This window comes from Desulfovibrio inopinatus DSM 10711 (assembly GCF_000429305.1).
Classification (GTDB): domain Bacteria; phylum Desulfobacterota; class Desulfovibrionia; order Desulfovibrionales; family Desulfovibrionaceae; genus Alteridesulfovibrio; species Alteridesulfovibrio inopinatus.
In genome coordinates this window covers 35877-60813 of record NZ_AUBP01000010.1, presented here as the reverse complement: position 1 = coordinate 60813, position 24937 = coordinate 35877, and the positions used below count along the sequence as shown (strand labels likewise).

At 49.0% G+C, this 24937-nt stretch carries 20 protein-coding genes; 9 read left to right on the top strand and 11 right to left on the bottom strand.

Annotation, left to right across the window (positions count from 1 at the left end):
• Positions 1 to 8: 8 nt before the first annotated feature.
• The 8 genes from G451_RS0108970 to G451_RS0108935 all read right to left on the bottom strand — a co-directional run bounded on the left by G451_RS0108970 (position 9) and on the right by G451_RS0108935 (position 11255).
• A complete protein-coding gene (locus tag G451_RS0108970; protein ID WP_027183994.1) occupies positions 9 to 1274 on the bottom strand; it encodes a YIP1 family protein in 1266 nt (421 codons plus the stop codon).
• 170 nt (positions 1275 to 1444) lie between these two features.
• On the bottom strand, positions 1445 to 2665 hold the full coding sequence (locus G451_RS28465; protein ID WP_051261313.1) for a glycosyltransferase family 4 protein: 1221 nt from the start codon (positions 2663 to 2665) through the stop codon (positions 1445 to 1447).
• Positions 2662 to 3843 (bottom strand): glycosyltransferase, encoded by a 1182-nt coding sequence (locus G451_RS0108960; RefSeq protein WP_027183993.1) that lies wholly within the window; start codon positions 3841 to 3843, stop codon positions 2662 to 2664. Before G451_RS0108960 ends, G451_RS28465 begins: the two co-directional genes overlap by 4 nt.
• A gap of 16 nt (positions 3844 to 3859) precedes the next feature.
• Positions 3860 to 5266 (bottom strand): O-antigen ligase family protein, encoded by a 1407-nt coding sequence (locus tag G451_RS0108955; protein ID WP_169727850.1) that lies wholly within the window; start codon positions 5264 to 5266, stop codon positions 3860 to 3862.
• 74 nt (positions 5267 to 5340) lie between these two features.
• Complete coding sequence (locus G451_RS32540; RefSeq protein WP_027183991.1) at positions 5341 to 6453, bottom strand: sugar transferase; 1113 nt, start codon at positions 6451 to 6453, stop codon at positions 5341 to 5343.
• Positions 6454 to 6519: 66 nt separating this feature from the next.
• Positions 6520 to 7935 carry a GumC family protein gene (locus tag G451_RS0108945; protein WP_027183990.1) on the bottom strand — a complete coding sequence of 472 codons (1416 nt, stop codon included), beginning with the start codon at positions 7933 to 7935 and terminating at the stop codon, positions 6520 to 6522.
• Positions 7936 to 7939: 4 nt separating this feature from the next.
• Positions 7940 to 9235: a polysaccharide biosynthesis/export family protein gene (locus G451_RS28455; RefSeq protein WP_034641473.1), complete on the bottom strand. Its 1296-nt coding sequence runs from the start codon at positions 9233 to 9235 to the stop codon at positions 7940 to 7942.
• Positions 9222 to 11255, bottom strand: coding sequence for a hypothetical protein (locus G451_RS0108935; protein WP_027183989.1), 2034 nt, complete (start codon positions 11253 to 11255; stop codon positions 9222 to 9224). Before G451_RS0108935 ends, G451_RS28455 begins: the two co-directional genes overlap by 14 nt.
• Before the next feature lie 408 nt (positions 11256 to 11663).
• On the opposite strand from G451_RS0108935, the gene G451_RS0108930 reads away from it, so the two are divergent.
• The 5 genes from G451_RS0108930 (at position 11664) to tsaB (ending at position 16415) form a co-directional block, all read left to right on the top strand.
• Positions 11664 to 12059 (top strand): class II SORL domain-containing protein, encoded by a 396-nt coding sequence (locus G451_RS0108930; RefSeq protein WP_027183988.1) that lies wholly within the window; start codon positions 11664 to 11666, stop codon positions 12057 to 12059.
• Between the two features lie 228 nt (positions 12060 to 12287).
• Entirely contained in the window at positions 12288 to 13091 is an 804-nt protein-coding gene (locus tag G451_RS0108920) for a phosphatidate cytidylyltransferase (RefSeq protein ID WP_156921564.1), read from the top strand.
• Between the two features lie 24 nt (positions 13092 to 13115).
• Positions 13116 to 14312: a 1-deoxy-D-xylulose-5-phosphate reductoisomerase gene (gene dxr, locus G451_RS0108915; RefSeq protein WP_027183986.1), complete on the top strand. Its 1197-nt coding sequence runs from the start codon at positions 13116 to 13118 to the stop codon at positions 14310 to 14312.
• Positions 14313 to 14498: 186 nt separating this feature from the next.
• Positions 14499 to 15560, top strand: a complete 1062-nt coding sequence (gene rseP, locus G451_RS0108910) for an RIP metalloprotease RseP (RefSeq protein WP_027183985.1) — start codon at positions 14499 to 14501, stop codon at positions 15558 to 15560.
• A 75-nt stretch (positions 15561 to 15635) separates the two neighbouring features.
• Positions 15636 to 16415, top strand: a complete 780-nt coding sequence (gene tsaB, locus G451_RS0108905) for a tRNA (adenosine(37)-N6)-threonylcarbamoyltransferase complex dimerization subunit type 1 TsaB (protein WP_034641468.1) — start codon at positions 15636 to 15638, stop codon at positions 16413 to 16415.
• Between the two features lie 131 nt (positions 16416 to 16546).
• Here the strand turns inward: tsaB and G451_RS32535 are convergent, their stop codons facing one another.
• A complete protein-coding gene (locus G451_RS32535) occupies positions 16547 to 18994 on the bottom strand; it encodes a methyl-accepting chemotaxis protein (protein WP_051261312.1) in 2448 nt (815 codons plus the stop codon).
• A 183-nt stretch (positions 18995 to 19177) separates the two neighbouring features.
• A complete protein-coding gene (locus tag G451_RS0108895) occupies positions 19178 to 19855 on the bottom strand; it encodes an SOS response-associated peptidase (protein WP_027183983.1) in 678 nt (225 codons plus the stop codon).
• Positions 19856 to 19944: 89 nt separating this feature from the next.
• Between G451_RS0108895 and G451_RS28445 the strand changes: the two genes are divergently transcribed.
• From G451_RS28445 to ahbD, 4 genes are all read left to right on the top strand, one after another.
• Positions 19945 to 20676 carry a hypothetical protein gene (locus tag G451_RS28445; protein ID WP_051261311.1) on the top strand — a complete coding sequence of 244 codons (732 nt, stop codon included), beginning with the start codon at positions 19945 to 19947 and terminating at the stop codon, positions 20674 to 20676.
• A 148-nt stretch (positions 20677 to 20824) separates the two neighbouring features.
• Positions 20825 to 22009, top strand: a complete 1185-nt coding sequence (gene ahbC / locus G451_RS0108885) for a 12,18-didecarboxysiroheme deacetylase (RefSeq protein ID WP_027183982.1) — start codon at positions 20825 to 20827, stop codon at positions 22007 to 22009.
• 212 nt (positions 22010 to 22221) lie between these two features.
• Positions 22222 to 23208, top strand: coding sequence for a porphobilinogen synthase (gene hemB, locus G451_RS0108880; RefSeq protein WP_027183981.1), 987 nt, complete (start codon positions 22222 to 22224; stop codon positions 23206 to 23208).
• Positions 23209 to 23332: 124 nt separating this feature from the next.
• A complete protein-coding gene (ahbD, locus tag G451_RS28440; protein WP_034641466.1) occupies positions 23333 to 24475 on the top strand; it encodes a heme b synthase in 1143 nt (380 codons plus the stop codon).
• Positions 24476 to 24603: 128 nt separating this feature from the next.
• Here the strand turns inward: ahbD and rpmB are convergent, their stop codons facing one another.
• Positions 24604 to 24819, bottom strand: coding sequence for a 50S ribosomal protein L28 (rpmB, locus tag G451_RS0108870; RefSeq protein ID WP_027183980.1), 216 nt, complete (start codon positions 24817 to 24819; stop codon positions 24604 to 24606).
• Positions 24820 to 24937: the final 118 nt, after the last annotated feature.

Below are 24937 nucleotides of genomic sequence, written 5' to 3'. Positions count from 1 at the left end.
GTCATGGCTCAAGGCATGGCGATGCTGCCGAGTTGCATGAACAGCAACACATACAGCGTCCATTTTATGAGCACAGCGGCCAGAGCCTGCGTCGAAGCGATCCCATGGACACGTTGTAATCCAATAGCCTGCAACGACATACTCCACACCATGACCAGGGGCGACAAATACTGTCCGGCAACGGGTATCGCTAAAATAATAAGAGGAGCTCCGGAATAACAAATAGTACGAAATGTATGAGCAAAGCTCCGCTTCGCTCCGCGAAAGAGCATGAGCAGTAAATGAATCAACCCTGCATCAATATAGGCGGCCAAGGCAAACATAAACGGTATCAGGAGCATAAATACCAACAGCTCCATTCCCGGTGACGCGGCTAAAACATGCAGGAGTTCTTGGGCTTCATCTCCGCCGGCCAGCTTGGTTCTTGCGCCGACAAAAAGCCACACAAAGTCCATGAGGACAATAAGTTCAGAAATAAGAATATTGAAAACAAGCGCTTTGCCGACATGCGGTGTTTCCCGTTCGTCACGGGCCATATTGCCGAAGAAGGACAGCGGCTTGAACATGATTTTAAAAATTGTGGAGGCAAATCCGTTTAAAAAGCCATGTCGATCCAAGTGCTCCCAAGGAATTGCATCGTCAACGGTTTCGCCAGTCTCATCAAGGCGACGCCGACCACCGTTGCGTTCCATCGCTTCAAGCTTGGCCCAGATATCCTGACCATCACGATCGGAGTTCTCCGAACGCTCGGTCTGGTTTTGGAAGGGAACGTCATCAGGATTGTCGGCTCGCATGTGGCCTGGGGTATCTGATGCCGGAGAAGCATCGTTCTCTGGCTCTTCGTACGCTGTATCATGCTTCATAGAACCCGTACTGTCTTGCCCTGCCTCTTCATCTCCTGGCTCGGCATAATGGACGGATTCGATAGGAGATCCGTCTCCCGATTCGCGTGGAGGCTCCTGATATTCGATAGAATCGTCTTCTATACCTTCACGAGGATGAGCTGTGTTGGCATACCTGGCCTGGGACGGTTCACGTTCATAATGTTCCGGTTGGACGGTATCAGATTCGGCGTAGTCCGGCTGATGCGATGGACTATTGACTGCGGCAGGTGCTTCGTCCTGCCCATCTAAGCTGGAAACGGCTTCGTCACCTACTCGCCGAAATTGGAATTTATGCTTGCATTTCGGACAGGTAGCGCGAACCGATCGAGCAGGTACTTTGTCGTTGGGGACATCCCTGCTAAATCCACAATGTGGGCACGTAATCCGCATCGGTGTTCCTTGAACTGATCTCGGTTAAATGAAAAAGCAATATTGTTCGAACCAGCATTGTTCCACATAACAAACGAATACAAGACCAGCAATAAACATGACCGGCCATTGTAATCGAATAGAATAAGACGAGGGAGCAGGAAATTCAAGATGGGGATATATCGTCCCGTTCAGGAAACGCGACGAAACAGTGCATCAAGCTTGACCGTCTCAATTTTCAGGTTAAAATGTTGCACAACGGTTTCTCGACCGCGTTCTCCCAAAATACGACGCAAAGCCGGGTCATCCAAAAGTTTAGCTAACGCTTCTGCCAAAGCCCGGACATCTCCAGGCGGAACCAAAAGGCCTGAAACACCGTCCTCAATGAGCTCGGGGATTCCCGCAAGCCGAGAGGCTACCACCGGACGCTGTGTTGCCATGGCCTCCATCAACGCGACCGGAATACCTTCATGATCTCCACGTCGACCAACAACACTAGGCAACACCACACAATCGCAATGGGCCAACCGTTTTTTCACTTCCGGCCTGGATAACGCTCCTTCAAAAATTACCACGTCGTTGAGACCTGCCTCCTCAACACGGCGTCGAATTTCGCCTTCCAACGGTCCGATACCAATAAAACGACAAAGAAATGTTCGGCCTTGGCCACAAAGCAGACGAAGTGCTTCCACAAGATGCACATGCCCTTTCATATCTTTAAAAGACGCGACACAAGCGATCTCGGGAATAGGATTATCAGGAGCCGGAACCGCGGGGAAATCATCGGGATCAATACCGCAATGTACAATATGCATTTTCTCGGCTTGATCTGGGGGAAGACCGAAGGTCTTGATCATGAGAGATTTGTTGTACTGCGAAATCATAATGGCAAATTCAGCCTCACGCAGCTTGATATCGAACATACGCGTGTCGATAAGAATATCGTGCGCGTGTGCGGTAAAACTAAACGGAATGCCGGCAAGACGTTTGATGACAAGAGCACAAATAACCGGATGTGTCACAAAATGAGCATGAACATGCTCAACCCCACGAGCCTTGGCTTGACGAGCATATGATACCGATTTTGGAAAAACCCCGAGAGCGCCAAAAAAAAAGTTAAAACTCCCCAATGTCCCGGAAAGGATGTCTCGAATGGCAGCGCAGTACGCGCGAGGAGAAGAAACAAACGACAGTACATTGTCGCGCAAAACTGCCCACGACATAAACGGTTCGAAAACAACGGAGGCCATCATGTCTTCCACCTGGGGGTGTTCCACCTGAGAGCGTTCCAAAAGAAGCGGGAAAATGAGCACTCGACGACCCCGGCGTTGCATTTCAAGCATTTCAAAATGCACAAACGTTTCGGTGATACGAGGATAACGAGACATGACATAGGCGATCGTATTTTTCACTCCTCTCCCCCCGATTTGGTCGGATTCCATTTCACGGCCGCATGCCCCATGACAAAATCCCAAACGCCAAGTGCCGTTCCGATATTGCCCAAGACAAAATAGCGGGGTATACTGGACATTTTTTTCACCTTTCGCGGCAAAGGCAAACGCGAAAGAACGGGATAACAAAGTGCAAGCAGATAGATACCGGTTTGCAACAGGAAAATCAGCGTAAATCCGATATTTCGGGCGACAAGAGCCAGGTTGGCTGCATATAAGCTAACCAAAAGAAACGGAAGCAAGCGACGTAGGACTTTGTTACAAAACAACCCAACACTCACCAAACCATACTTGCTTGGAACAAAAAGCTCTCGATTCAGCCAGAGCGTACGCAGGCTGGCGCCGACAATGCGACGACGCCGAATCAACTCTCCGCCTTCGGTACGCAAAGGGTTAGGGACCATGACAGTGGCGGCAGAGTCAAAGAGATAACGTTTGCCTTGTCTGATAACACACAGGCAGGAGTAGAGATCATCGGTCACCGCATTGGGCAAAGGCTGGAAGAGACTCCGGTATATGGCGTAAAGTTTCCCTTCATTGGAGGTGAGAGATGAGACACGCGATTCCAACGTTTTGACGGCGGCGTCAAAAGAAAAAAAAGAACGTTGTGCCCCACCGTGCACTCCTTTCGTGCTGAGGCAACGTCTTCCACTCACGCCGCCAACACTGTCGTTGGACAAATGTGCAAGCAGACTTTCGACGGCCAGGGCATCAAATCGAGAGTCTGCATCAAAAAAAACCAGCACCTCGTTCGTTGCATGAGTAACAGCCGCATTAAGTGCTGCGGTTTTCCCTTGATGAACCGGTAAGCAGACGAGTTCAATACGGCCCTGGCCCAAGTCCCGAACCATTTCCTCACTGCCATCGTCGGAACCATCCGAAGCGAAAACGGCATTCCAGGAAGGTCGATCCTGAAGAATTGCCAACGTTGTTTGAATCGTTTCCGCAAACGCCGGTCCGGGGTTACGAAAAGCCAGAATAAAACTCACGGAATGATGAGGCACGGACTTGCAATTCCCATCAATCACGTGATGATGGGGGTGCAACCAATCAAGAAACCACAGCATCAGAGGATATGGGAAAAAAACCGATACGACGCCCGACAGACAGACGATAAAGACAAACAAGCTCACATCCATCAGTCTTATCCTTTCATCAGGAAAGCGTTTCCGTTGTCTCGGACGTTTGCAACAATTCATCCGTGCTACATTCAGTATGGAGTACGTCTGGTGCGGCTTTGGCCGCATACATGCCAACCTGTGAGGCAGCCAACGAAAGCAACAAAAATTTATGAAAGACATCGCTGAAAATGCACAAATACAAAAGGAGTGCAAAAAATGCTTGGCGATACGCGCCGGTCAAATCAGCGAGAACGAACTGCCCTTTTTCTCTATACATTCGTTTGGTTTTCCCCAAATTCCGTATCGCTAAAAAGATCATCCATAAAAATACGGCAAACCCAGGGACTCCGCTTCCAATAAGCACTTCTACAAAGGTATTATGCGCATCACGCTTCAGCGAATGTCCTTCCCGTTTATACTGGAGAGTCACTTCAGATCGCCCATAAAGTTCACGAAATGTTCCCGGGCCAAAACCGACCAAGGGGCTTTGTTGAATCGACTCCCAGGCGACCATGAGATAGGAAGCACGCCGCGACAGTGAGACATCCTCTTCTGAGGCCAAACTGCCCTGCCGCTCCCAATAGGACTGGGGAATAACTAACAAGGCTAAAGCGATTGCAACCATGAATCCGGACAGCAGCAATCCGAGTTTCCGTGGTGGAATGTGCTTGCGATGTTCAAAAAGTGTCAAGAATGCAGTAATGGCAAAAACAAGCGCTCCACCTCGCGAATAGGTGCTGACAATAGCCAACGTGGCGTTCCCCAACAGCAAAAGAAAGAACAAACTTTTCCCTTTGGATGTTGTTCTCGCCACCCAGTGAATAAGAAATGGTACGGTGTAAATAACATACAGCGCCATATTGTTGGGATCTTCGACTCCGCCCGTTCCTCGTGAGCTTGACGCCATTTCGTCTCTTCCCGTGAAGAGATCGATATTGAAAAAATACCCCAAGACGCCGAGCCCTCCGGACAAGGCAACGCTGGCAACGATCACCCGAGGAAGAATACGTTCAAATCCATCGCGGTCCACGAAAAACAAGGTCATTCCGAAAAAAACAAAATACCCGACAACAATGAGCAAAACATTCTTAAAAGCCAGAGCAGGATATGAGGAAAAGGATGCGGCGATACAGTTGATTGCCAAAAAAAGAAGCATGGGATTCCATAAATTACAGGACAAACGATCCGGCAATCTTCGTTTGGGAAGCGTCCAATACGCTGCTGCCAACAGCAATAAGAAGGAAGCAATCCAATGCAACCGTAAAAACGGAAGATCCTCCGATATTGTCCGAAACGCCCCGAAAGGAATCAAGGCAATGACAAGATAATACAAAAATTTTGGCCACTTCAACGTAGCGAGAATAGCAAATACACCGAGAGCTGGAACAGGAGCAAGATAGTAATATTTTGTCGCAAGAAGCACAGTGCTCGATATGAGCACACTGAACGTCCCCAATATCAGGAAGGGACTTCTCTCCGACAAAGAGGAAAACAACGCCATACTCTTCCCTATAGTTATCCAGCCATGGATTTACGAAGAATATACTTATCCACAATATATTGAGAAAAAGGAGTAAGAGGATTGTAATCCACAATATAGCAAAAGATAAAACGTTTTTCGTCAGATTTGATGCCACGTAAGGCGTCAACAGCGCAATGTGCAGTTTTTGTTTTCTCACGGCCGTGACGCATACACAGCGTCTTCAGTGTGATGCAGGGTATCTGTTCATGTAATGGCATGTTTGAATACATGCGCATGGTTGTTTCATTGATATCAAGAACGACACCCACGTGCCGTCGGGAACGAGAGGGATTGGTCCGTTCTTCGAATACAGTAAATGTTCGGGTTTGCGGTACGCGCTCATAAAATCGGCGATCTTTTTCCTTATGTAAAATCCGCTCACGAACGATATTGCGCAAATACGCATAGACCCCCTTGACCATCACCTTTCGAAAAACGAGAAAAATAGTGTAGGCCACCAGAGCAAATGTATGCTTGGCACCGTTTCTTTTTTCCTGAAAAAGATTGTCGAGCCGAGCGCGAATACGCTTTGGAGTATTCGAAGGAGTCAACAGTTGCGAAACGCCAATAAGTCCCGGCTTTCCCCAAAAACGTCTGTCAAAGTCAACAATTCCACCGCAGTACCGCATGTAGACCTCTGGTCGGAGAGGACGAGGACCAACCAGAAGCATATCGCCACGTACAACATTGAATAATTGAGGAAGCTCATCCAAGCGGGTTTCGCGCAAAAACCAATAGAACGGTGGGATGGAATGATGCTTTCGACCAACAATGGACGCTCCCATGGTTTTATCATGACCCACCGGCAACGTTCGAAATTTATACATGGTAAACTGGCGTTTTCCCTTCCCCAGTCGATATCCTTTATATAAGACAGGTCCGGAACAAGTCAGCCAACTATAAATGGCAATACAAATCATCAACGGAAGCCCAGCAAGAAGGAACAGTATAGCCAAGCCTCGACTCACAACGTCAAGAACAAGAGATTGATTTTGCAACTCAGAAGGTAAACCGTCCAAGTGCATTTCATCAAGATGACAGACCGTTGAAGAACTTTTTACATTCTGTCTCTGCGTGTTCCTTTTGGTTACGGCTTCAGTCTCCATGAGATCCTAGTGTGGACAGTTTATAGAACAAATACAACATCCTCCGTTGCATTCTCTTCTTCCATTTTATTTATCTTCAAGTATGGGAATAGACATCACCATGGGCAACCCGGTGTGTCGGAGTGCATCCTCGGGTTTTTTAATTGTATGGTCGAAATATTCCGCCAAGAAACCGAGACTAAAGCCAGTCAACAATCCCACGAACAAGCCAAGAGGAATGAGTGTGCGCTTATTGGGGAAAACGGGAATCCCAGAAAAATACGGTTTGCTCAAAATACTCAAACTGAACAGATTGTCTGCATTGGAGGTGTTGGAAATACGTGCTTCTTCAAGACGTTTGGCAAAGGTATCGAAAGAATGTTCAAACAAGGCGAGCTTTCGTTCAATGCGATTTGCCTCAATAAGCTGGACATTGAGTTGCATGAGACGATTGTTGATACGCTTCAGTCGTTTATCATACGAATCAATCTGCTGACGCACCGAGTCGAGGGTCGCCTGCTCTCGCTCTTTGTATGCCTCAACCTCATTTTTGAGCAGCATGTAGGTGTGCGAAATTTGCTCATCGAGATAGACAACTTTATCGGCTTCAGGCGTATAGACTCGGAGCAAATCCCCCTTCTGCATCATGAGCTGTTGTAAATCTTCACTCAAACTGTTGATGGAAGGCACATCAATAAATGAGAAGAATTGGACCTGCTCGGAATCCAACATTCTATTGAGATAACTTACAAATGACTCTTTTTCGATCTCACTGGTCATAAAAGCATCGAGCTGCCTCTCAAGATCGGCCTTGAGTTGCAAGTTGAACTCGATATCTTTCTTCGGATCAGCGGAACCGCCCTTATTGTAAACACGAAGCAGTTCTTGCTCGGTATGCAACAAATCCTTCTCAAAACTCGTTGTCTGGGCACCATAAAAATCCACGGCCTCAGACGGGTTGAAGATTCCGGAACGAAACATGACATATTGCCGCATGAGTTCGTTCAGAATCACGAGTTCACGGCTTGGATTGTTGCCATACAGTTGCACCCGGATGACGTTGGAGTCGTTAACAACATCCGTATTGAGATTTTTGAGAATGTGCTCAATAGCTTCCGTCAACTTCGTGCCTTGTGTATCGGCTTTGGTGTAATATTCACCTTTTTGAGCCAGAGCGAGCACGGTATGTTCGATGAGATCACGGGAACGAATTATCTGTAATTCCGAAGTCAAATCCTGCGAGGTGACTTCAAAAGTACGAATTTGTGTGTCTTCCAGTACTTCCGGACTTTTCTCGATCTTCTTTCCTTTAACGAGAATCTTCCCTTCCACCATGTACCTCGGAGGCCAGAAAAAGGCGATCAGGATGGTACATGCGAAAATGAGAAGCGTTGTTCCGATAATAATCCGCTTTCGAGCAAACGCCATATGCGCCAGCTCTCGCAGGTATTCTTCGGATGTCTCGGACAGCACCGGCTTGGGAAGAGAATTTTCGTTTGCCATACGCTTAATTATTCGAGTTAATGATGTAGTCGCTACGTACTTCGCTTTTCGTCCTGCCACTCCAACGCGAATCGTCGAAATCAAGAAGCGGATCATCAATCAAGTCGGCACCAAGAGTGATACCCCAACCTCGGAACATCATGATGTCCTTCACATCATTCATGACTTCCGCCACTTGATGCAATTCTGTTTTGGGGACATAGACAATATCGTTGGGCCGCAGAAAGAACAGGCTCGCCCCTTTATCGCCATTCATAGCCGACTCCAAGTCAAATCGCCGGGCAATAATTTTCGGCTTGTCCTGAACTTCCTCTTGAGGTTCGTCAGTGCTGGCAGGAGCAAACGTATTCGCAGGTCTCGTGCCGTCCATGGAGTCATCAAGTACTTTGGAGACACCGCGAGTCTTCTCGATCTTGCGCCCCCCGGTTTTGGCATATTTATCATAGTTTTCTTCAATCGGTTTCGGCGTCGGAAACCTGAAGACAATAACCGACGATGGTTTGGCATAACTCGACATGCCTTCGGCTAAAGCCACGGCCTGCATGACGGAGATAGGTCTGGCCACAGAAAATGCTCCGGGTTTATTGACCTCACCCAATACATACACCACGGCTCCCGAACTTTTTTCGAGAAACAAATTCACCGTGAGTCCCGGGAGAAAGGCGTCATACATTTCATCAATTTGCGCATCGACTTCCGGAATCGTCCTGTTGGCAACAAACACATCCCCGATAAGGGGAAACGTGACATATCCATCAGGGCGTATGGTCACAAGCCGCGACAAACCGCGAGGAGCCGTGTGCAAATCATGCTTAAGCTCTTTGATGTGTGCGCTGTATTCAGGAACGACAACAAACACTTCGGGATTGCGCAGATATCGTTTATATTTTTGTTTTAACTCGTCGGTCAATTCAGCGACTGTTCTTCCTGCCGCCTCGATCTGATCGAGATACGGCAATGAAATACGCCCATCTGGCTTGACGTTTTGTTCAACATTTAAGTCTGGTATATCAATAAATTTAACTTGAATAACGTCATCCACCCCGATGACAAACCGTTCTTTGACTTCCCAGGTGCTAATTTGGAACAACACGTCCAAGAGATCCCCCGGAGCCAAACGATAATCCGTAAAAAGGCTTGTTGAGTCAGGGTATATTCCCTCATCGACGGAGAATGATGCCATATCGAGGTTGCGTTCTTGGCCGGAGGAAAGAGAAGTCGTGCTACACCCCGCCATCAAAAGGACTACCCCCAAAAGACACAAGCCGAGCCCATAATGCTGCAATTTATATTTTACCATAGAGGAACCTTGGGATGTAGAATTTACGACGATTCAAGATGACACCCAACACGTTGCCTCCGCTTGACGTCAGTTTATCCGTTGCGAGTTTCAGCACTTCCCATTTCGTTTTTTCACATGCCGCAACCAAAACAATCATGTCAAAGATACTGCACAGCAGGGGCACTTCGCTATTTTGCATAACAGATTGACCATCAAATACGATAAAATCATATTGCTCTTTCAACGCCTTGAGAATTGCGTCCATTTGCTCATAAAATATCGATTTGCCCTGACGAGTATCCGGGTTGCCATTTGGTAAGAAAAACAGATTGGGCTTACTTGTCGGAACAACAAGATCTAGAGGATCAAGGTTGTCATAGACCGCTTCAAGCAACCCCGGTCCCTGCGGCTTTTCAAAGACTTTATGGAGTTCCGGATTGCGGATTGCTCCATCCACAACAAGAACTTTTATGTCGTCATGTGAACACAAAGTTTTCGCAAGCGCTACAGCCGAAAACGTCTTGCCGTCTTTGGAAAAACAGCTGGTGACAAGAATGGTCTTCATGTCGGTTGTCGATCCTTGGCAAACGATTTTTCCCCCTTTGTAAAAACACTCCCGTTGATAACGAAGCACGGCTGCATCAACAAGCGCCGTCAGGCCGTCAAGCCGAATAGTATCCACCGCTTTGAGCAGATGTGGTGTAATGCTCCGAAATGCCTTGGGTTCGTTCTTTTTATCGCGTCGAAACATCACAAGGGCAACAAACGTGAGCAGACCCAATGCAAAAATTCCGGCGATTATTCGAACAATAGGGTTGGATTCCGTCTCAGCAACACGCTCTTCCGCCTGCATTGACTGGCCTGTGTCATCAGGAGTCAACTCTGCAATCACATTGGATGTATTGGATTTAACAGATGCCTTTTCCGCCGCTGGACTCGGAACGGGCTTTACGTTCTTCCCTGGATCCGACACATCCGGAGAGGAAAGAGCTGAAGCCTCTTCTGGAGTTTCCTGGAGCCCTCCTCCCATGTCATCGTGTGCCTTTGATACTGGGGAACGTTCGGGAAGCAACGCGGTCGGAGTTTTGGATGTGCGTTCGCCATGAACATCTTTTGGTGACGGGGTTGCCGGCAATAGCGTTTCACCACCCGGCACTTTCACCGGAACGTGAAGTTGAAGTATGGGAGTAGCGCTTTTCGGTAGCGTTTTCGTTCCATCCGTAGCGGACTGCTCCTCCGTCTGTTCTTGTGATGATGCACTTGATGTGCTGGGGGGCGTTTGCTCCATCGCAGCAGGTGGCGTCGCAGTCTGTATTGAAGAGGGCGCTGAGATAGGGGAAACTGTTTCACCGCCAGGCGTTTTCACCGAAATAGGAAGTACGGGAGTCGACACTTTCCGCGGAGTTTTCGCAACATCCTGTGCGTGTTGCGTTTTCGAAGACTCATCGGACAATGCAAAAGAAGGAGCCTGCGTCTGAGAAGTCGACTGTGAAGTTAACGTAGGTTTAGCGGAAGCAATCTGTTGCGAGCTTACGTCGCGTGACTTTTTCTCATGTACAGACGGAAGAGAAGGCGTTTCATGCGTGAAGGCTCTGACAGAAGACAAAACAGGTGGGGTTGGCTTCACCGCGTTATGCTGTGCAGTGCCTTTTGCTTCAGAAGGCTGCACTTCTTTTTTCCAGAGGCGCACCACGTCTAACCCTTGAACATCTTTAAACGGTGCGATCTGGGCTCCCGGAAAGACCTTTTTGACAGCCGCCAATACGGGTTCAGCTGATTCCCGCTCTTCAAATCGACCGAGTCGAGTAAGATAAAACATAGACATCTTGAGAATTTCAAGATGGTCCAATATATCCTCGGGCAACTTTGCCGCCAGGGTCTCAAACACGTGTTCTGCGTCAGACTTGTCTTTGTAATAACTACCGGCGACGACGGTATAATACATCCCGGGAGGTGGACCAAAAGGCTTGGTCTGTTGACAGAGCGCTGTTTGCCCCGACAGAAGTACGATGCATAGGCCGTATAGTACCGCCGCCACGGATACCGCCTGTTTCCCCGGCTGACATCTCATAAAAACGAACCTTTTTTGCTAAAGAACTGAATTAACACAAAAAACAGCAACGCAAATGCAGTGCCAATCTGCTTTTGTCCGAATCACGAATACCCACGTATTTCTTTAAAGAAAAAAACGCACCTCAATCGAGTGGCCCGAGCGTTTTTTTACCGGAGTGATTCTTATCTTTAATTTCAATTAAGTTTATTTTTCTTCAGAAATCAAGCCGGCGACTCATTTTTTTTTTGTTTCCACCATTGACATTATGGGCATTTTTTTCAATAGAATGTCCCTAATCTTCTGTGCCTTGTTTTTTACGAAACATATCGCCCCTGTCAGGCGAATCCAAGGCACTTTACGTAAAACTCACGTTATCCTGAGGAGGATACCAGTATGAAAATTGGCGATATCTATCAGACCGCAGATTGGAAGACTGAAAAACACGTTCCTGTCATTGAAGCCCCCGACACGGTCAAAGCCGACGAAGTCTTTAACGTCACGATCTCTCTTGGAAAAGAAATCGCCCACCCGAACACTACGGAACACCACATCCGCCAGATCACGCTTTACTACAAGCCTGAAGGCGGAAAATTCGCGTACCAAGCCGGACATTTTGAGTTTTCAGCTCACGGTGAAGACGCGTCCGGCCCCAACCAAGGCCCCATCTACACGAATCATTCCGTTACATGCGGCCTGAAATTGACAACATCCGGCACCCTTATTGCTTCTGCTTTCTGTAATATTCATGGATTGTGGGAAAGCGAAAAGGCCATTACGGTTCAAAGCTAGTATTGCCGACAGAAATGTCTTTTATCCGGAAAAACGCCAATGCGTTTTTCCGGATTTTTCTTTATTTTACCCTCACAATTCGATTCCTCCACCGATCATGAAACAATCGGCATTTACGGCGACGCCAATTTCGCTTAGAACCAAACTCCGAGTCAGGCGGGATTTTCCCGAACAGCCTGACAGAGTACACTCTCGTTCGGGAATAGAAAACGTAAAACAAGAGTATCCGTGACCAGTACAATACCTTCGCGCATGACGTCGCATCAACGACGCGTCGTCACATCCCTGGTCGGTCTTGCGGTGCTTATTACCGCGTTTGGCCTCGGGGGACCGTTCCTGGCTCTTATTGTTATGGCTGTTTCACTTGTCGCTCAAAGTGAATTTTACAGCCTTTTTTGGAGCAAAAATGAGGTTATCCGTAAAGTCATTGGCTTTATCATCGGTGGTCTCGTCATTGCCCTGGCTCCTTCAATAAATGTCTTTACGCTCCTATGTACCGTGATGGGATGTCTGTGGGCCGAAAATCTCGTATTTCTATGGAGCACAAAAGCCGACTGTCGTCCTGGGTTCATCACATCCGGCGTTCTCTACATCGCCATGCCTCTTTCCCTACTCTTGATCCTTTCGCGTATTGAAGCTGCTTTTATCCTATTGCTTGTCATGGCATCGGATGTGGGAGCCTACTATTGTGGCATGAAAATCGGCGGTCCTAAAATATGGCCGCGTGTAAGCCCGAAGAAAACATGGTCTGGCAGTATTGGCGGACTAATTTTCTCTCTGTTCATCGGCGTAGCCTTTTATGCCGTAGCTGGTTCGGATTCGCTTCCGTTGTTTCTTCTGGTGTCCTGTGCAGTCAACATTGCGGCACAATTTGGAGATTTTTACGAATCTGCGCTCAAGCGCCGGCAAAATGTCAAAGATTCCGGCGCTCTTCTACCCGGACATGGTGGTTTCCTCGATCGCATTGATGGCCTATTGTTCGCCTTACCCGTCTACTACGCCATCACAACGATGTTCCCGCTCTTCCAGTAACCACGCCAACGAAACGAGTTCTCCGTGAGTCTGTATATTTCATCCCTGCCTTCTGCTGACACATTGCCCGATTTCCCTCGCAATCTGGTCATTCTCGGGGCGACAGGTTCCATCGGCAAAAGCACGTTATCCGTTGCAGCCGAACACCCCGAACAATACCACATTCTCGCCTTGGCCGGAGCGCGCAATATTTCCTGTCTTGCTCAACAGGCCGAACAATTCCGTCCAGAATACCTCGCGGTATTAACGGAAGAAGGCGCCAAAGAACTCAAGTCGCTTCTCCCGGCCGGGTATAATCCTCACATTTTGGTCGGAGAGCAGGCATACATCGAACTTGCTACTCTTCCTGATGCCGATGTCATCCTGTCATCCATTGTCGGCGCAGCCGGATTGCCCCCTACGTTAGCCGCGGCCAAGGCTGGTAAACTCATTGCTCTGGCCAATAAAGAATCATTGGTTTTGGCTGGCGATCTCATCCGCACGACATGCCGAGAAAATAATGCTGTCCTTCTTCCTGTGGATTCCGAACATAATGCCTTGTTTCAATCGCTCACGGGCCATGAAGAAAACGATGTGACTCGACTCATCCTCACTGCGTCGGGAGGCCCCTTTCGCGAAAAAGATGCGGAATTTCTCCAAACAGTCACCCCGGCGCAAGCATTGAAACATCCCAACTGGTCTATGGGCGCAAAGATCAGTATCGACTCGGCAACGCTCATGAACAAAGGGCTGGAAGTCATTGAGGCATGTCATCTCTACGGTTTGTCCGTAGAACGTGTTCATGTCGTTGTTCACCCTCAAAGCATGGTCCATTCGTTGGTGGAATACCACGACACATCCCTGCTTGCCCATCTCGGCCCGGCAGATATGCGAGTAGCAATTTCCTACTGCCTGGGATATCCTAAGCGGCTTCCGCTTTCATTGACTCCGATCGATCTGACCGAAATCGGCTCCCTGACGTTCGAAAAACCACGGCTCGACGTGTTTCCATGTCTTCAACTTGCGTTCGACGCCATCAAAAGTGGACCAAGTCACCCGGTTGTGCTGAATGCTGCCAATGAAATTGCAGTCGAACGATTCTTACAGGAGGATATCGCCTTTCTCGATATCCCACGGTGCATCGAAAAAGCACTTTCACATCACAGTGGTTGCGATGTATCCAGTCTTGATGCCATAATTGAACTCGACAAACGCACCCGACAAGAGGTCACGAAATATTGATATAGTGGAGCCAAACTCCTCGGCATGTGGTGAACATGGTGCATGGAGTCTTGTTTCTTGATCTAGAATGCATATCCTTTGCCTCATATTGTCACGGAGGACGAGACTGATACTCTTCGTTCTCCTCTTTCCACGACACCAACGTTCAAACCAGGCCAGGCCCAAATGGCCTGCAAAGGATGGTTCATGCTCAGTACGTTGTCGGTCATTCTCGTTCTCGGCGGTTTGATCTTTTTTCATGAACTTGGCCATTTTTCCGTGGCCCGATTGTTTGGGATCGGGGTAAAGACCTTTTCTCTTGGTTTTGGTCCCAAACTGGCTGGATTTACATCTGGCTTGACCGAATACCGCCTTTCAGTCATCCCTCTTGGTGGCTATGTTCAACTTGTTGCCCAGGATCCCGGGGAGGAAGCTCCCGCGGAATTCCCTCCGGAAACCCATTTTATTTTACGCCCGGCTTGGCAGCGTATGCTTGTTGTTGCTGCCGGACCAATTTTTAATTTCGTTCTTGCCTGGTTAATTTTCTTCGTTCTTCTTTTAGCGAATGGCAAAATGGAATTATTGCCGATTGTCGGTGAAGTGCGCGACAATAGTCCTGCTCTGTCTGCAGGGCTCAAGAGCGGCGACCGTATCTTGGCCATTGACGATACCGATGTGTCCTACTGGAGGGATATGTCCACGATCATCCGTTCAAGCCAAGGCCCCATTACGCTAACTATTGATCGTGAAGGCGATGTATTCAGCAAGAAAATCGAGCCCAAAGTTGAAACCATAAAAAACCTCTTTGGGGAAGAAGAACACGTTGCTCTGATAGGTGTGACGTCTGCGGGTAAAACCGTGACGATTCCGCAAAATCCAGGTAATGCCATTGTCGGCGCCTTGAATCAGACATGGGACATTATCGCGTTGACCGCTGAAGGTATCCTCAAACTCTTTACGCGCGTTGTCCCACTCGATTCCGTTGGCGGCCCCATTATGATTGCACAAATGGTAAGCCAGCAGGCAAACGAAGGTCTTTTCAACGTCTTGGCGCTCATGGCTGTTATCAGCGTCAACCTCGGCCTGCTCAACCTGCTGCCTATTCCAGTGCTCGATGGTGGACACATTCTATTTTATACGTTGGAAACGGCGTTCCGCAAACCTGTCAGCGAGAAATTGCAACGCATCACGACCCATGTCGGACTGGCTTTTCTATTGGGGCTCATGGCGTTGGCTATTTTCAACGATATTCAGCGGATTTTACTCTAACGTTTTATCGAAACAGTTGCTGGCGTGGAGAATGCACTTCCACGCCGGCGCGGAACAACAATACGGCAAAACCTCATGCACCCCTATCTTGTACTCAACGGAACCGAAAGCCGGCTTCAAATTACTCTTTTTGACGATTCCGGTTTACTTTGCCATCAAGAATATGACGTTTTCGGCAGAGCTGCATCCATCCTGACCCCAGCCCTGAGAGAAATTCTGGGGAAATTCGACCTGAAATTGGCAGACATCTCAGGTGTTGCCGTTGCCCGAGGCCCAGGAAGCTTTACCGGATTACGCGTTGTTCTCGCCACAGCCTGCGGTCTTTGCCAAAGCCTCCATATCCCAATGGCCGGTTTGTGCAGCTTGTATCTTCTGGCTCATGCCCCCGGCCAGCTCTTACGGGGACGATTGGCGGTCTTAACCCATTCCAGACGCCGTCAGGTTTATGCACAATGTTTTTCCCTGGTTGGGCCTGAAGAAAATATACTGCCGGCAGTGAGTCTTGGCGATCCCCTGCCTCTGCTTCTTGATGATATGCCTGCCTGGATATCGGAAATGCGTCCCGACTGTGCTGTCGGAAGCGGTGTTCGAGCGAATATGTCCTATTTCCAAAGCACGTTTCCGGATATTGCCACTCTTGCCACAAGCTTTGACGTCCCGAGTCCGGACGCGCTCATGAGTGCCGCACGTTGTGCAGAATATGGAGATACGCCAATTACGCCGCTCTATCTTCGCGCATCCGATGCTGAAGACAATCTCGATACAATTGCAAAAAAAATCGGTTTGGATCCTGATGAAGCCAAGCAACGTCTTGAGCAATTCACAACGAAAGATCCAACACACAATAATTCCTAAAAAGACAACGGGCGGCAAAAACATAACTGTTTTTGCCGCCCGCTTCGTAAAGTATCTTTTGCTCGCCATCGCCATCACAATCCGTGATGACTCCATGTTTCTCAATATCATTTCATCCCAGCGCAAAGCCATTACTGCATGGTGGCAATCAGCTCCAACAGTTGTTGCGCCTGCGTGGAAAGCCCAGTAACGGTATCGCTTGCTCGGTCCATCCCTTCGGATGTTTCCACAGAGATACGATTCACCTCATCCACAGCCAGGGTGATGGATTCACTTGTTCGCGCCTGTTCTTCTGCGGCCCCGGCAATAGCTTCGATCTGTTGCGCCGTCCCCTGAACGATATCAACTATTTGACGAAGAATGTCCCCGGAAGCGGCCGCCTGTTTGGAACTTTCCACCATACGATCAACAACGCTCTCAGTCGCTGTGATAGCACCGGCTGTCCCGTTCTGAATTGACGATATCGATGTTGTCACTTCTTGTGTGGCCTGCATGGTTTTTTCGGCAAGCTTGCGAACTTCATCAGCCACCACGGCAAATCCTCGTCCGGCTTCACCCGCACGGGCCGCTTCAATTGCCGCATTGAGGGCAAGCAAATTCGTCTGGTCGGCGATGTCTGTAATGACGGCAATAATTCGTCCCACAGTTTTCGTTTGCTCCCCAAGCGTTTCCATCTTGCCCTGCAGGTCATGGACTTCACGCTCCACTGATGCAATGGCATCCATGGCAATCTGAACCTGCTTTCTCCCTTCATTCGCCATATTTCTTGCCTGATCGGCGCTTTTCACGGCATCGTTCGCATTATGCGCGACACCGACAACAGAGGCATTCATTTCTTCCATAGCAGAAGCGGTTTCAGTGGTGCGTTCGCTCTGCACGGTCGCTCCCTGCGTGACTTGCTCAATTTGTTCCGTAAGATTTTCTGAAGCACGAGTCACAATGTCGGCAATCTCCTGCGCCTGGAGGGCAACTTCAGACATTGTCCTGTTTTTCTCCTCAATTTCCGACTCATGCGCTTTCAAGTTCGTGATGTCGTTAAAGAGCGCGCAACATCCAATTCTATTTCCATCAAAATCACGCAGGAGATTCACATCTACAATCGCCGTATGGATTTTACCCCCCCGACCTGTATATCGCACTTCCTGCTTCGTAATACCGGCATCATTAGCCAGACACTGCTGGGTCACGGTATCATGCGTCGGATCGTTCCACAGTAACTCCGCGATGGATCGTCCTGTATAATCATCGGGATGTCCTGGCAGTTCAAGCATATCCAGCATATCCTGATTCGTATAATCCAATGTGTTTTCCGGAGAGGCAACAACAAATGGTGCTGTAATGCTTTTGAGAATACCTTGAGAAAAACCGAGTCTGATTTTGAGCTCCGACACCATCGATGCTATATCTTCAGCAAGGTCAGCGAGTTCGCCGGAAAACGTCCCGGAAATAGACGCGTTAAAGTCGCCTTGTGCGATGTTTCGGGCAAATTCGCTAATGCGATATAACGGAATGAGAATACTGCGCGAAGAGAAAAAGACGAGCAGACCGGCGGCCAGCGTGGCCACAATCGTTAAGACAATCGTGAGCGAATTGGATTGAACGTAATCATCAATACGGATGCCAAGAAGACCGTCTAATTCATCAACAGTTGTATTCCACAAAGAAAACGCCGATTGCGCCGCCTGCGAACCGGATTGCAGAATAGCAGGCACATCATCGGGAAGTGTTGCCGCAGATGCAAGGCGACGCACGTTGTCGAGAAATCGCTTTGTATCTCGCTCATATGACTTCAATGCCGGTGGAAGATTTTTTTGAAATGAAGGCTGTACACCATAAAAATTGGCATCTTCATTCAAAGCCGTCGTGGCGCTGGCCAAAATGCGCTGCATATCGGATTCATCAAGCAAGGCGGCATGGGTCAACAGACGCAATCGATCCTCCGGCTCAAGCCAGCCTTGTGCATATACTCCCTGAATATCTTCGATAACATGAGCCAAACGTTTCTGCGTTTGAGGTAACGCAAGCAGGGTCATATCCATAAGATAATAGGAATCTAAATCAGGATCGAGAATGAGATTCGACGTGTCGCCACAATGACTGATCATCCCAGCAATATCATCCAGCAAGGCGAAGTGCCGCTCAACAATGGTTTGAGGATTCGACGCCGTTTTCACTTTCTTCCACCGAGATTCGACGCGCTCAGGCATCAATTCGATCCGGTCACGTTTACCCAACCCCTCTTCGGTGAACTGCAAATCCGTCCCGATCTTCACCTGCACGTCATTGAGTTGGGTAAAAATTTTATCAATTTCTGCAGCGACTTTCTGAGCACGACTCAAGGCAGCCGAATTGCCGGATTGCGCATCGAGCATGGCAAACATATGCACGGGTATCGTCGACATGAGCGCTTCCAAAGGACGCTGATAGGTATTTCCGTATTCCTCCAGCGTGGAGAAACGGACATCCCGAAGGTGGCTTTGGATGAATCCCGTAAGTAAAATGGCAATAGGAATAGCAAACACAAGAGAGCTACCAATGAGCTTTTGAGAAATTGAGACCCGACGAAAAAAAGACGACATAATTCTCCCCAAGATGCCGAGGTTGAAACGGTATCAATGTTGATTGCGATAAACAATGTTGTCCAACGGATATGTAGATATCACGACTTCAAAAAACTGCGCAGGCGGGAGTATTATACAAAGACAGCAGTTTTTGTATCTTTTTTATGCCACGAAAAACGGCATGTAGAGGGGGGAAATATGCTAATTTTCCTGCAACCGCTGCAAACATTCCGGGATGTCGCATGAGGGATTGTTGACCATGGATGAAACAGGATACATATCCAAAGTTGGAGGCATGATGCGCTCCAGAAGATGCCGAATATCGGAAGGAGCTTGTTGTGAAGGGTCAAGCCATTCGGCATAATCGTCTCGCGTCACAATGACGGGCATTCGATCATGAAGAGAAGCCATACGCCCGACAGCCGGTCGAGTCAGAATGCACGCCGAGTCGATAATGGTTCCTTTGTGATCCTCATAGTGTTCATAGATGCCGGCCAAACTTATGACGTCGTGTGCTGGATCAAAGATAAAATGTGGAGTTTTCCCATTTGTGCTCTTTTTCCATTCGTAAAATCCTTGAGCAGGGATCAGGCAACGACGATATTTTATAGCAGCTTTGAACGCCGGCTTTTCCAATACAGTCTCAGACCGTGCATTAATAAGGCGTGAACCGATGCGAATGTCTTTGGCCCAAAAGGGGACAAGCCCCCAACGAAACAATGCCATATGCCTGATGCGTTGTTCTCGCCCGACGACAAGTGCTTCAATCGACTGTGATGGAGCGATATTATAGCGCAACGGTGCACGAGGAACACGATCAAGACCATATTCTTCGGCAATTTTTTTCCGAGGAACTCCTAAAGCGAAACGACCGCACATAACTTTCCTTTGGTTCCTGTTTGGGCTGCGTCTCAAAAATATAATGGCCCATTTTTTGCTTATCACCTTGAAAATCGGAGGCAACATCAATGAGACGTCGTCCTATCCTTGCTATAACACTTCTTCTGACTATGCTGATCAGCGCATGTGCCATCCAACCGGCCATTGACAGCCAGACCACAGTATACGTGGATAATTGGGTTAAGCGCAACCATCCGCAAATCTATGTTCAGCCCATGGGACCGCCCCCTGGACCATATTCGGCGCTTATTCTGCCATTTCGCGTTACGCAGGACATTGATTATTCACGCAGTCTCGGCACACAAATTACGGAAATGTTTTGGCAAGCCTGGACAGGTCAGGGTGTTTTCCCGACACTGTATTATGACCGTACTCGCGAGTATATCAATATTGAGCAGGCAATTGCCGAAGGCCGACGCATGGGGGTTAATGCCGTTGTCGTCGGAGATATTACCTATCTTATGTCCGGTGGATCTCGTGGCGAAACCGGTGTATCTTTGAAAGTGGATATATTCGATGTCAGCTCCGGACAACGCATCTGGTCCATGGCCCATGCCGGTCGCATGGAAGCCGGATTGAACCAAGATTATATTCTCTTCCGAAAAGTCGATCGCATGCCACTTGACCCGGTCTATTCCATCGTCACAGTTTTGGCGCGCGATATGGGCGACCTCATCAAGAACTGGAACTTTAGCCGTCCGGAACCTGATGAAGAATCTCAAGAGCTTATGCAACAGGAAATGGAACAAACTCCTCAGTCTCCGCCTCCGCCGCCTGCCAGCCAAAACCTCACCTATTAATGAAGTACGGCCGGGAAGACCATTTTCCCGGCCGTACTTCATGTCAGATCATTGACATCACCACGGGGACAAGCGCATCTTGCCCCCCTACCGAACCGTTCTTAATTGTGGTAGGCACGTTTTCCACATTACTAGAAAGGATACCCCCATGATCGGCATTTCCAAACTTTACTGCGGCACGGTGGAGCCTTCCGATGCCTTGCGCTACGGTCGAGGCTCGAAAAACCTGCCTTCGCATTTGTTACAATTCTCCAAGGACAAAAAACCGGTTGTTGTCTGGAATATGACCAGACGGTGCAATCTTAAATGCGTTCATTGCTATGCTCAAGCCACGGAAGTGGATGGAAAGGACGAAATAAGCACGGATAAAGCCAAGGAAATCATTGACGATCTGGCTGCATATGGTTCGCCGGTCATGCTGTTTTCCGGTGGCGAACCCCTTGTCCGTCAAGACTTGACTGAGTTGGCCAAACATGCCGTTTCCAAAGGCATGCGTGCCGTCATATCGACGAACGGAACGCTGATTACCAAAGAAAAGGCCAAAGAACTCAAGGAAGTCGGCCTTTCGTATGTCGGCATATCTTTGGATGGTGGCGAAGAAATTCACGACCGTTTCCGTGGGGTCCCCGGTGCGTTCAAGAAAGCCCTGCAAGGGATTGAGAACTGTCAGGCCGAAGGACTCAAAGTCGGTTTGCGCTTTACCATTAACCGGCGCAACCAAGGAGAGGTTCCAGTTCTGTTCGATCTCATCCGCGATCTTGAAGTGCCCCGCATCTGTTTTTATCACCTTGTGTATTCGGGACGCGGCTCCGAGCTGATCAAGGAAGACTTGGATCACGCGGAAACTCGGGCTATTGTCGACCTCATCATGGATCGCACCCGCGACCTGTTCAATGCCGGTCTGGAAAAAGAAGTGCTTACCGTGGACAACCACGCTGACGGGCCCTTCGTCTATTTCCGGCTGCTGCGGGAAGACCCGAAACGTGCAGCCGAAGTCATGGAGCTGCTGTCATACAATGAAGGCAACAACTCCGGACGTGGTATCGGTTGCATATCCTGGGATGGCCAGGTCCATGCCGACCAATTCTGGCGCAATCATACATTCGGCAATGTGCTGGAACGCCCCTTTTCGGCAATTTGGGACGACCCGAAGATTGAATTGCTGCATAAACTCAAGAATAAGAAAGCCTATGTCGGTGGCCGGTGTCGTGATTGCCGCTATCTGGAAATTTGCGGTGGCAACTTCCGTGCTCGCGCTGAAGCGTATCACGGAGACATCTGGGCCGAAGACCCAGCCTGCTACTTGACCGACGACGAAATTCGTAAAGATTAGGTCTAGATGATGCCTCCGGCAACTCTGCACTCACTTTGGGGATATGTTATATATCCCCAAAGTGAGTGCAGAGGCCCGTCCCCTTTTCAAAAACGTTTATCGGGATGGAACATCCGAAGACATCGCCTCCTCACACGTCTGACTCTCTGTGCCAAAGACAGGGAGCATTTTGTAAACAGTGAAAAGTTTCTTAAGCCGCTGGAGGCATCCCCATGGATTCATATTATTTTCACCGCGGCCGCAGGCTGCGTCGGACCGATGTACTGCGGTCCATGGTCCGCGAAACTGAAATTCGGCCTCAAAATCTTATTCAGCCGTATTTTGTCGTCGAAACAGACGATGCCAGCTATGAAAAGCCAATCAGCTCCATGCCCGGTCAATCGCAATTATCGATTCAAAAATGCGTGGAACGCGTTGGTCGTTATGTGGACAAAGGTCTGTCCTCAATCCTCCTCTTTGGAATTCCTGCTGAAAAGGATCCTGTCGGAAGCGGAGCCTATGCAGCGGATGGCATTGTTCAAAAGGCCATCGTAGCCATAAAAAAAGCCTACCCCGACCTTCTCGTCGTGACCGATGTCTGCTTGTGTGAATACACATCTCATGGACATTGTGGTCTGCTTGACGACGCAGGTGTCGTCCAGAACGACCCCACGCTGGAACTCTTGTCAAAAACCGCTGTCAGCCATGTCCAAGCAGGAGCAGATATCGTCGCTCCTTCCGATATGATGGACGGGCGTGTCGGAGCAATCCGCTCGGCATTGGACAAAAGCGGATTTACCGATACTCCAATCATGTCCTATGCGGTGAAATACGCATCGACATTTTACGGCCCGTTTCGCGAAGCTGCGGAAAGTGCTCCGCAATTCGGCGATCGAAAATCATATCAAATGGATCCGGCAAATGCTCGTGAAGCGATCCGAGAGGCTGAAGCCGACCTGGCTGAAGGTGCGGATTTCCTCATGGTCAAACCCGCCATGCCATATCTTGATGTCGTGCGACGATTGGCTGACTCCTATCCGACTCCTCTGGCCGCCTACCAAGTCAGCGGGGAATACTCCATGATTATGGCTGCCGTGCAAAATGGATGGCTGGATGAAAAAGGAGCCATCATGGAATCGCTGCTTGCTATCAAACGCGCTGGTGCGGATATTATCATCACCTATTTTGCTGAAGCTTTTTTTGATGGCTGGAAAAAATAAGATGACATTCATCTTGTCTATCTTCCAAAGTCCAGCCTAACCGAAGAAAGCGATATCTCCTTGTGCGGGATATCCTTGAAAACGTTGTTCTCTCCCCGGTACCCCCGGGAAAGAAGGATAGTGAATGCACCCAAAACAACATCCTCACGGAGCCCCGACGGGGCACCCGGGCAGTCACGATGTCAAAATGGCTGCTCAAAGAACCACTTTGGACGATGGCACCCCGGCAGCTCGGCTCATTGCCTGGGAAGTGACGCGGTCGTGTAACCTGGCCTGCAAGCATTGTCGGGCAGAAGCGCATTTAGACCCGTATCCGGGAGAATTTTCTACCGAGGATGCCAAGGCCCTCATTGATACCTTTCCCGAAGTCGGCGACCCTATTATTATCTTCACAGGTGGCGAACCGTTACTTCGGCCAGACATTTTCGAACTTGTCCGTCATGCCCGATCCAAAAATTTGCGGTGTGTCATGGCCCCCAACGGCACACTGGTCAATGATGAAGTCGCGCAAAAAATAAAAGAAAGCGGCATCGCACGATGCAGCATTTCAATAGACGGACCGGAGGCGGTCAGCCACGATTTTCTTCGCGGTGTACCTGGTGCGTTTGACGGGGCTCTGGCTGGTATTGAAGCACTGAAACGTGCCGGAGTGGAGTTCCAAATTAACACGACGGTCACCCGTGGCAATTTCAACAGTTTCAAAGATATTTTCAAACTGGCTGAAAAACTCGGTGCGGCTGCGTGGCATATTTTTCTTCTCGTCCCAACCGGCCGGGCCGCCCAACTCGGTGCCGAGGTCATTTCAGGCGAAGAATACGAAGAAGTGCTCAACTGGTTCTATGATTTCCGCAAAACCACGAGTATGCACCTTAAAGCCACCTGCGCTCCACATTATTATCGCATCATGCGCCAACGGGCGAAAGAAGAAGGACTGCCCGTCACGCCACAAACGTTCGGAATGGACGCCGTCAGCAAGGGATGTCTCGGAGGAACCGGTTTCTGCTTTATTTCCCATACCGGGCAGGTACAGCCGTGCGGGTATCTCGAACTCGATTGTGGACAAATCCGCGAAACACCGTTCCCGGAAATCTGGCGGAACTCACCGCAGTTTGCCAACTTCCGGAACCGCGAAGCATACAAAGGTAAATGCGGCCCGTGCGAATATCATAATGTTTGCAGCGGATGTCGTGCTCGCGCACATACCATGAGTGGTGATTATATGGCGGAAGAACCGCTGTGCGCGTATACGCCTCAAAAACTTCGGTAGAACACGTCTGAAAGGGACTTTTGTCTTCCTGCTGTATTGCGTGCAGCAACAAAGCTGATACAATACAAAAAGCGGTCGAAGCATGAAACTTCGACCGCTAAAAAATCTTGCGGATAACCACGAGGCGTTTATGCTTCGGGCTTGGTGCGAACCGTCGGTTTCACAACAGCACCGGAACGCAGGCAGCGAGTGCAAACCGTCACGGTTTTCACCTGACCGGTTTCAAGCTGGTGACGAACTTTAACCAGGTTCGGGTTGAAACGGCGTTTGGTCTTATTGTTGGCGTGACTGACATTATTTCCAGACTGCGGACGCTTTCCGCAATTTTCGCAGACTTTGGACATGGGGTGGCTCCTTTACATTGATCTATTGGGAAATGCGTCATAGGGACGCATACACTCTTTTCCAGCCATGGAGAACTCCGTCTCATACAGGTTTCACATTGAAAGCGCAAGTCGTTTT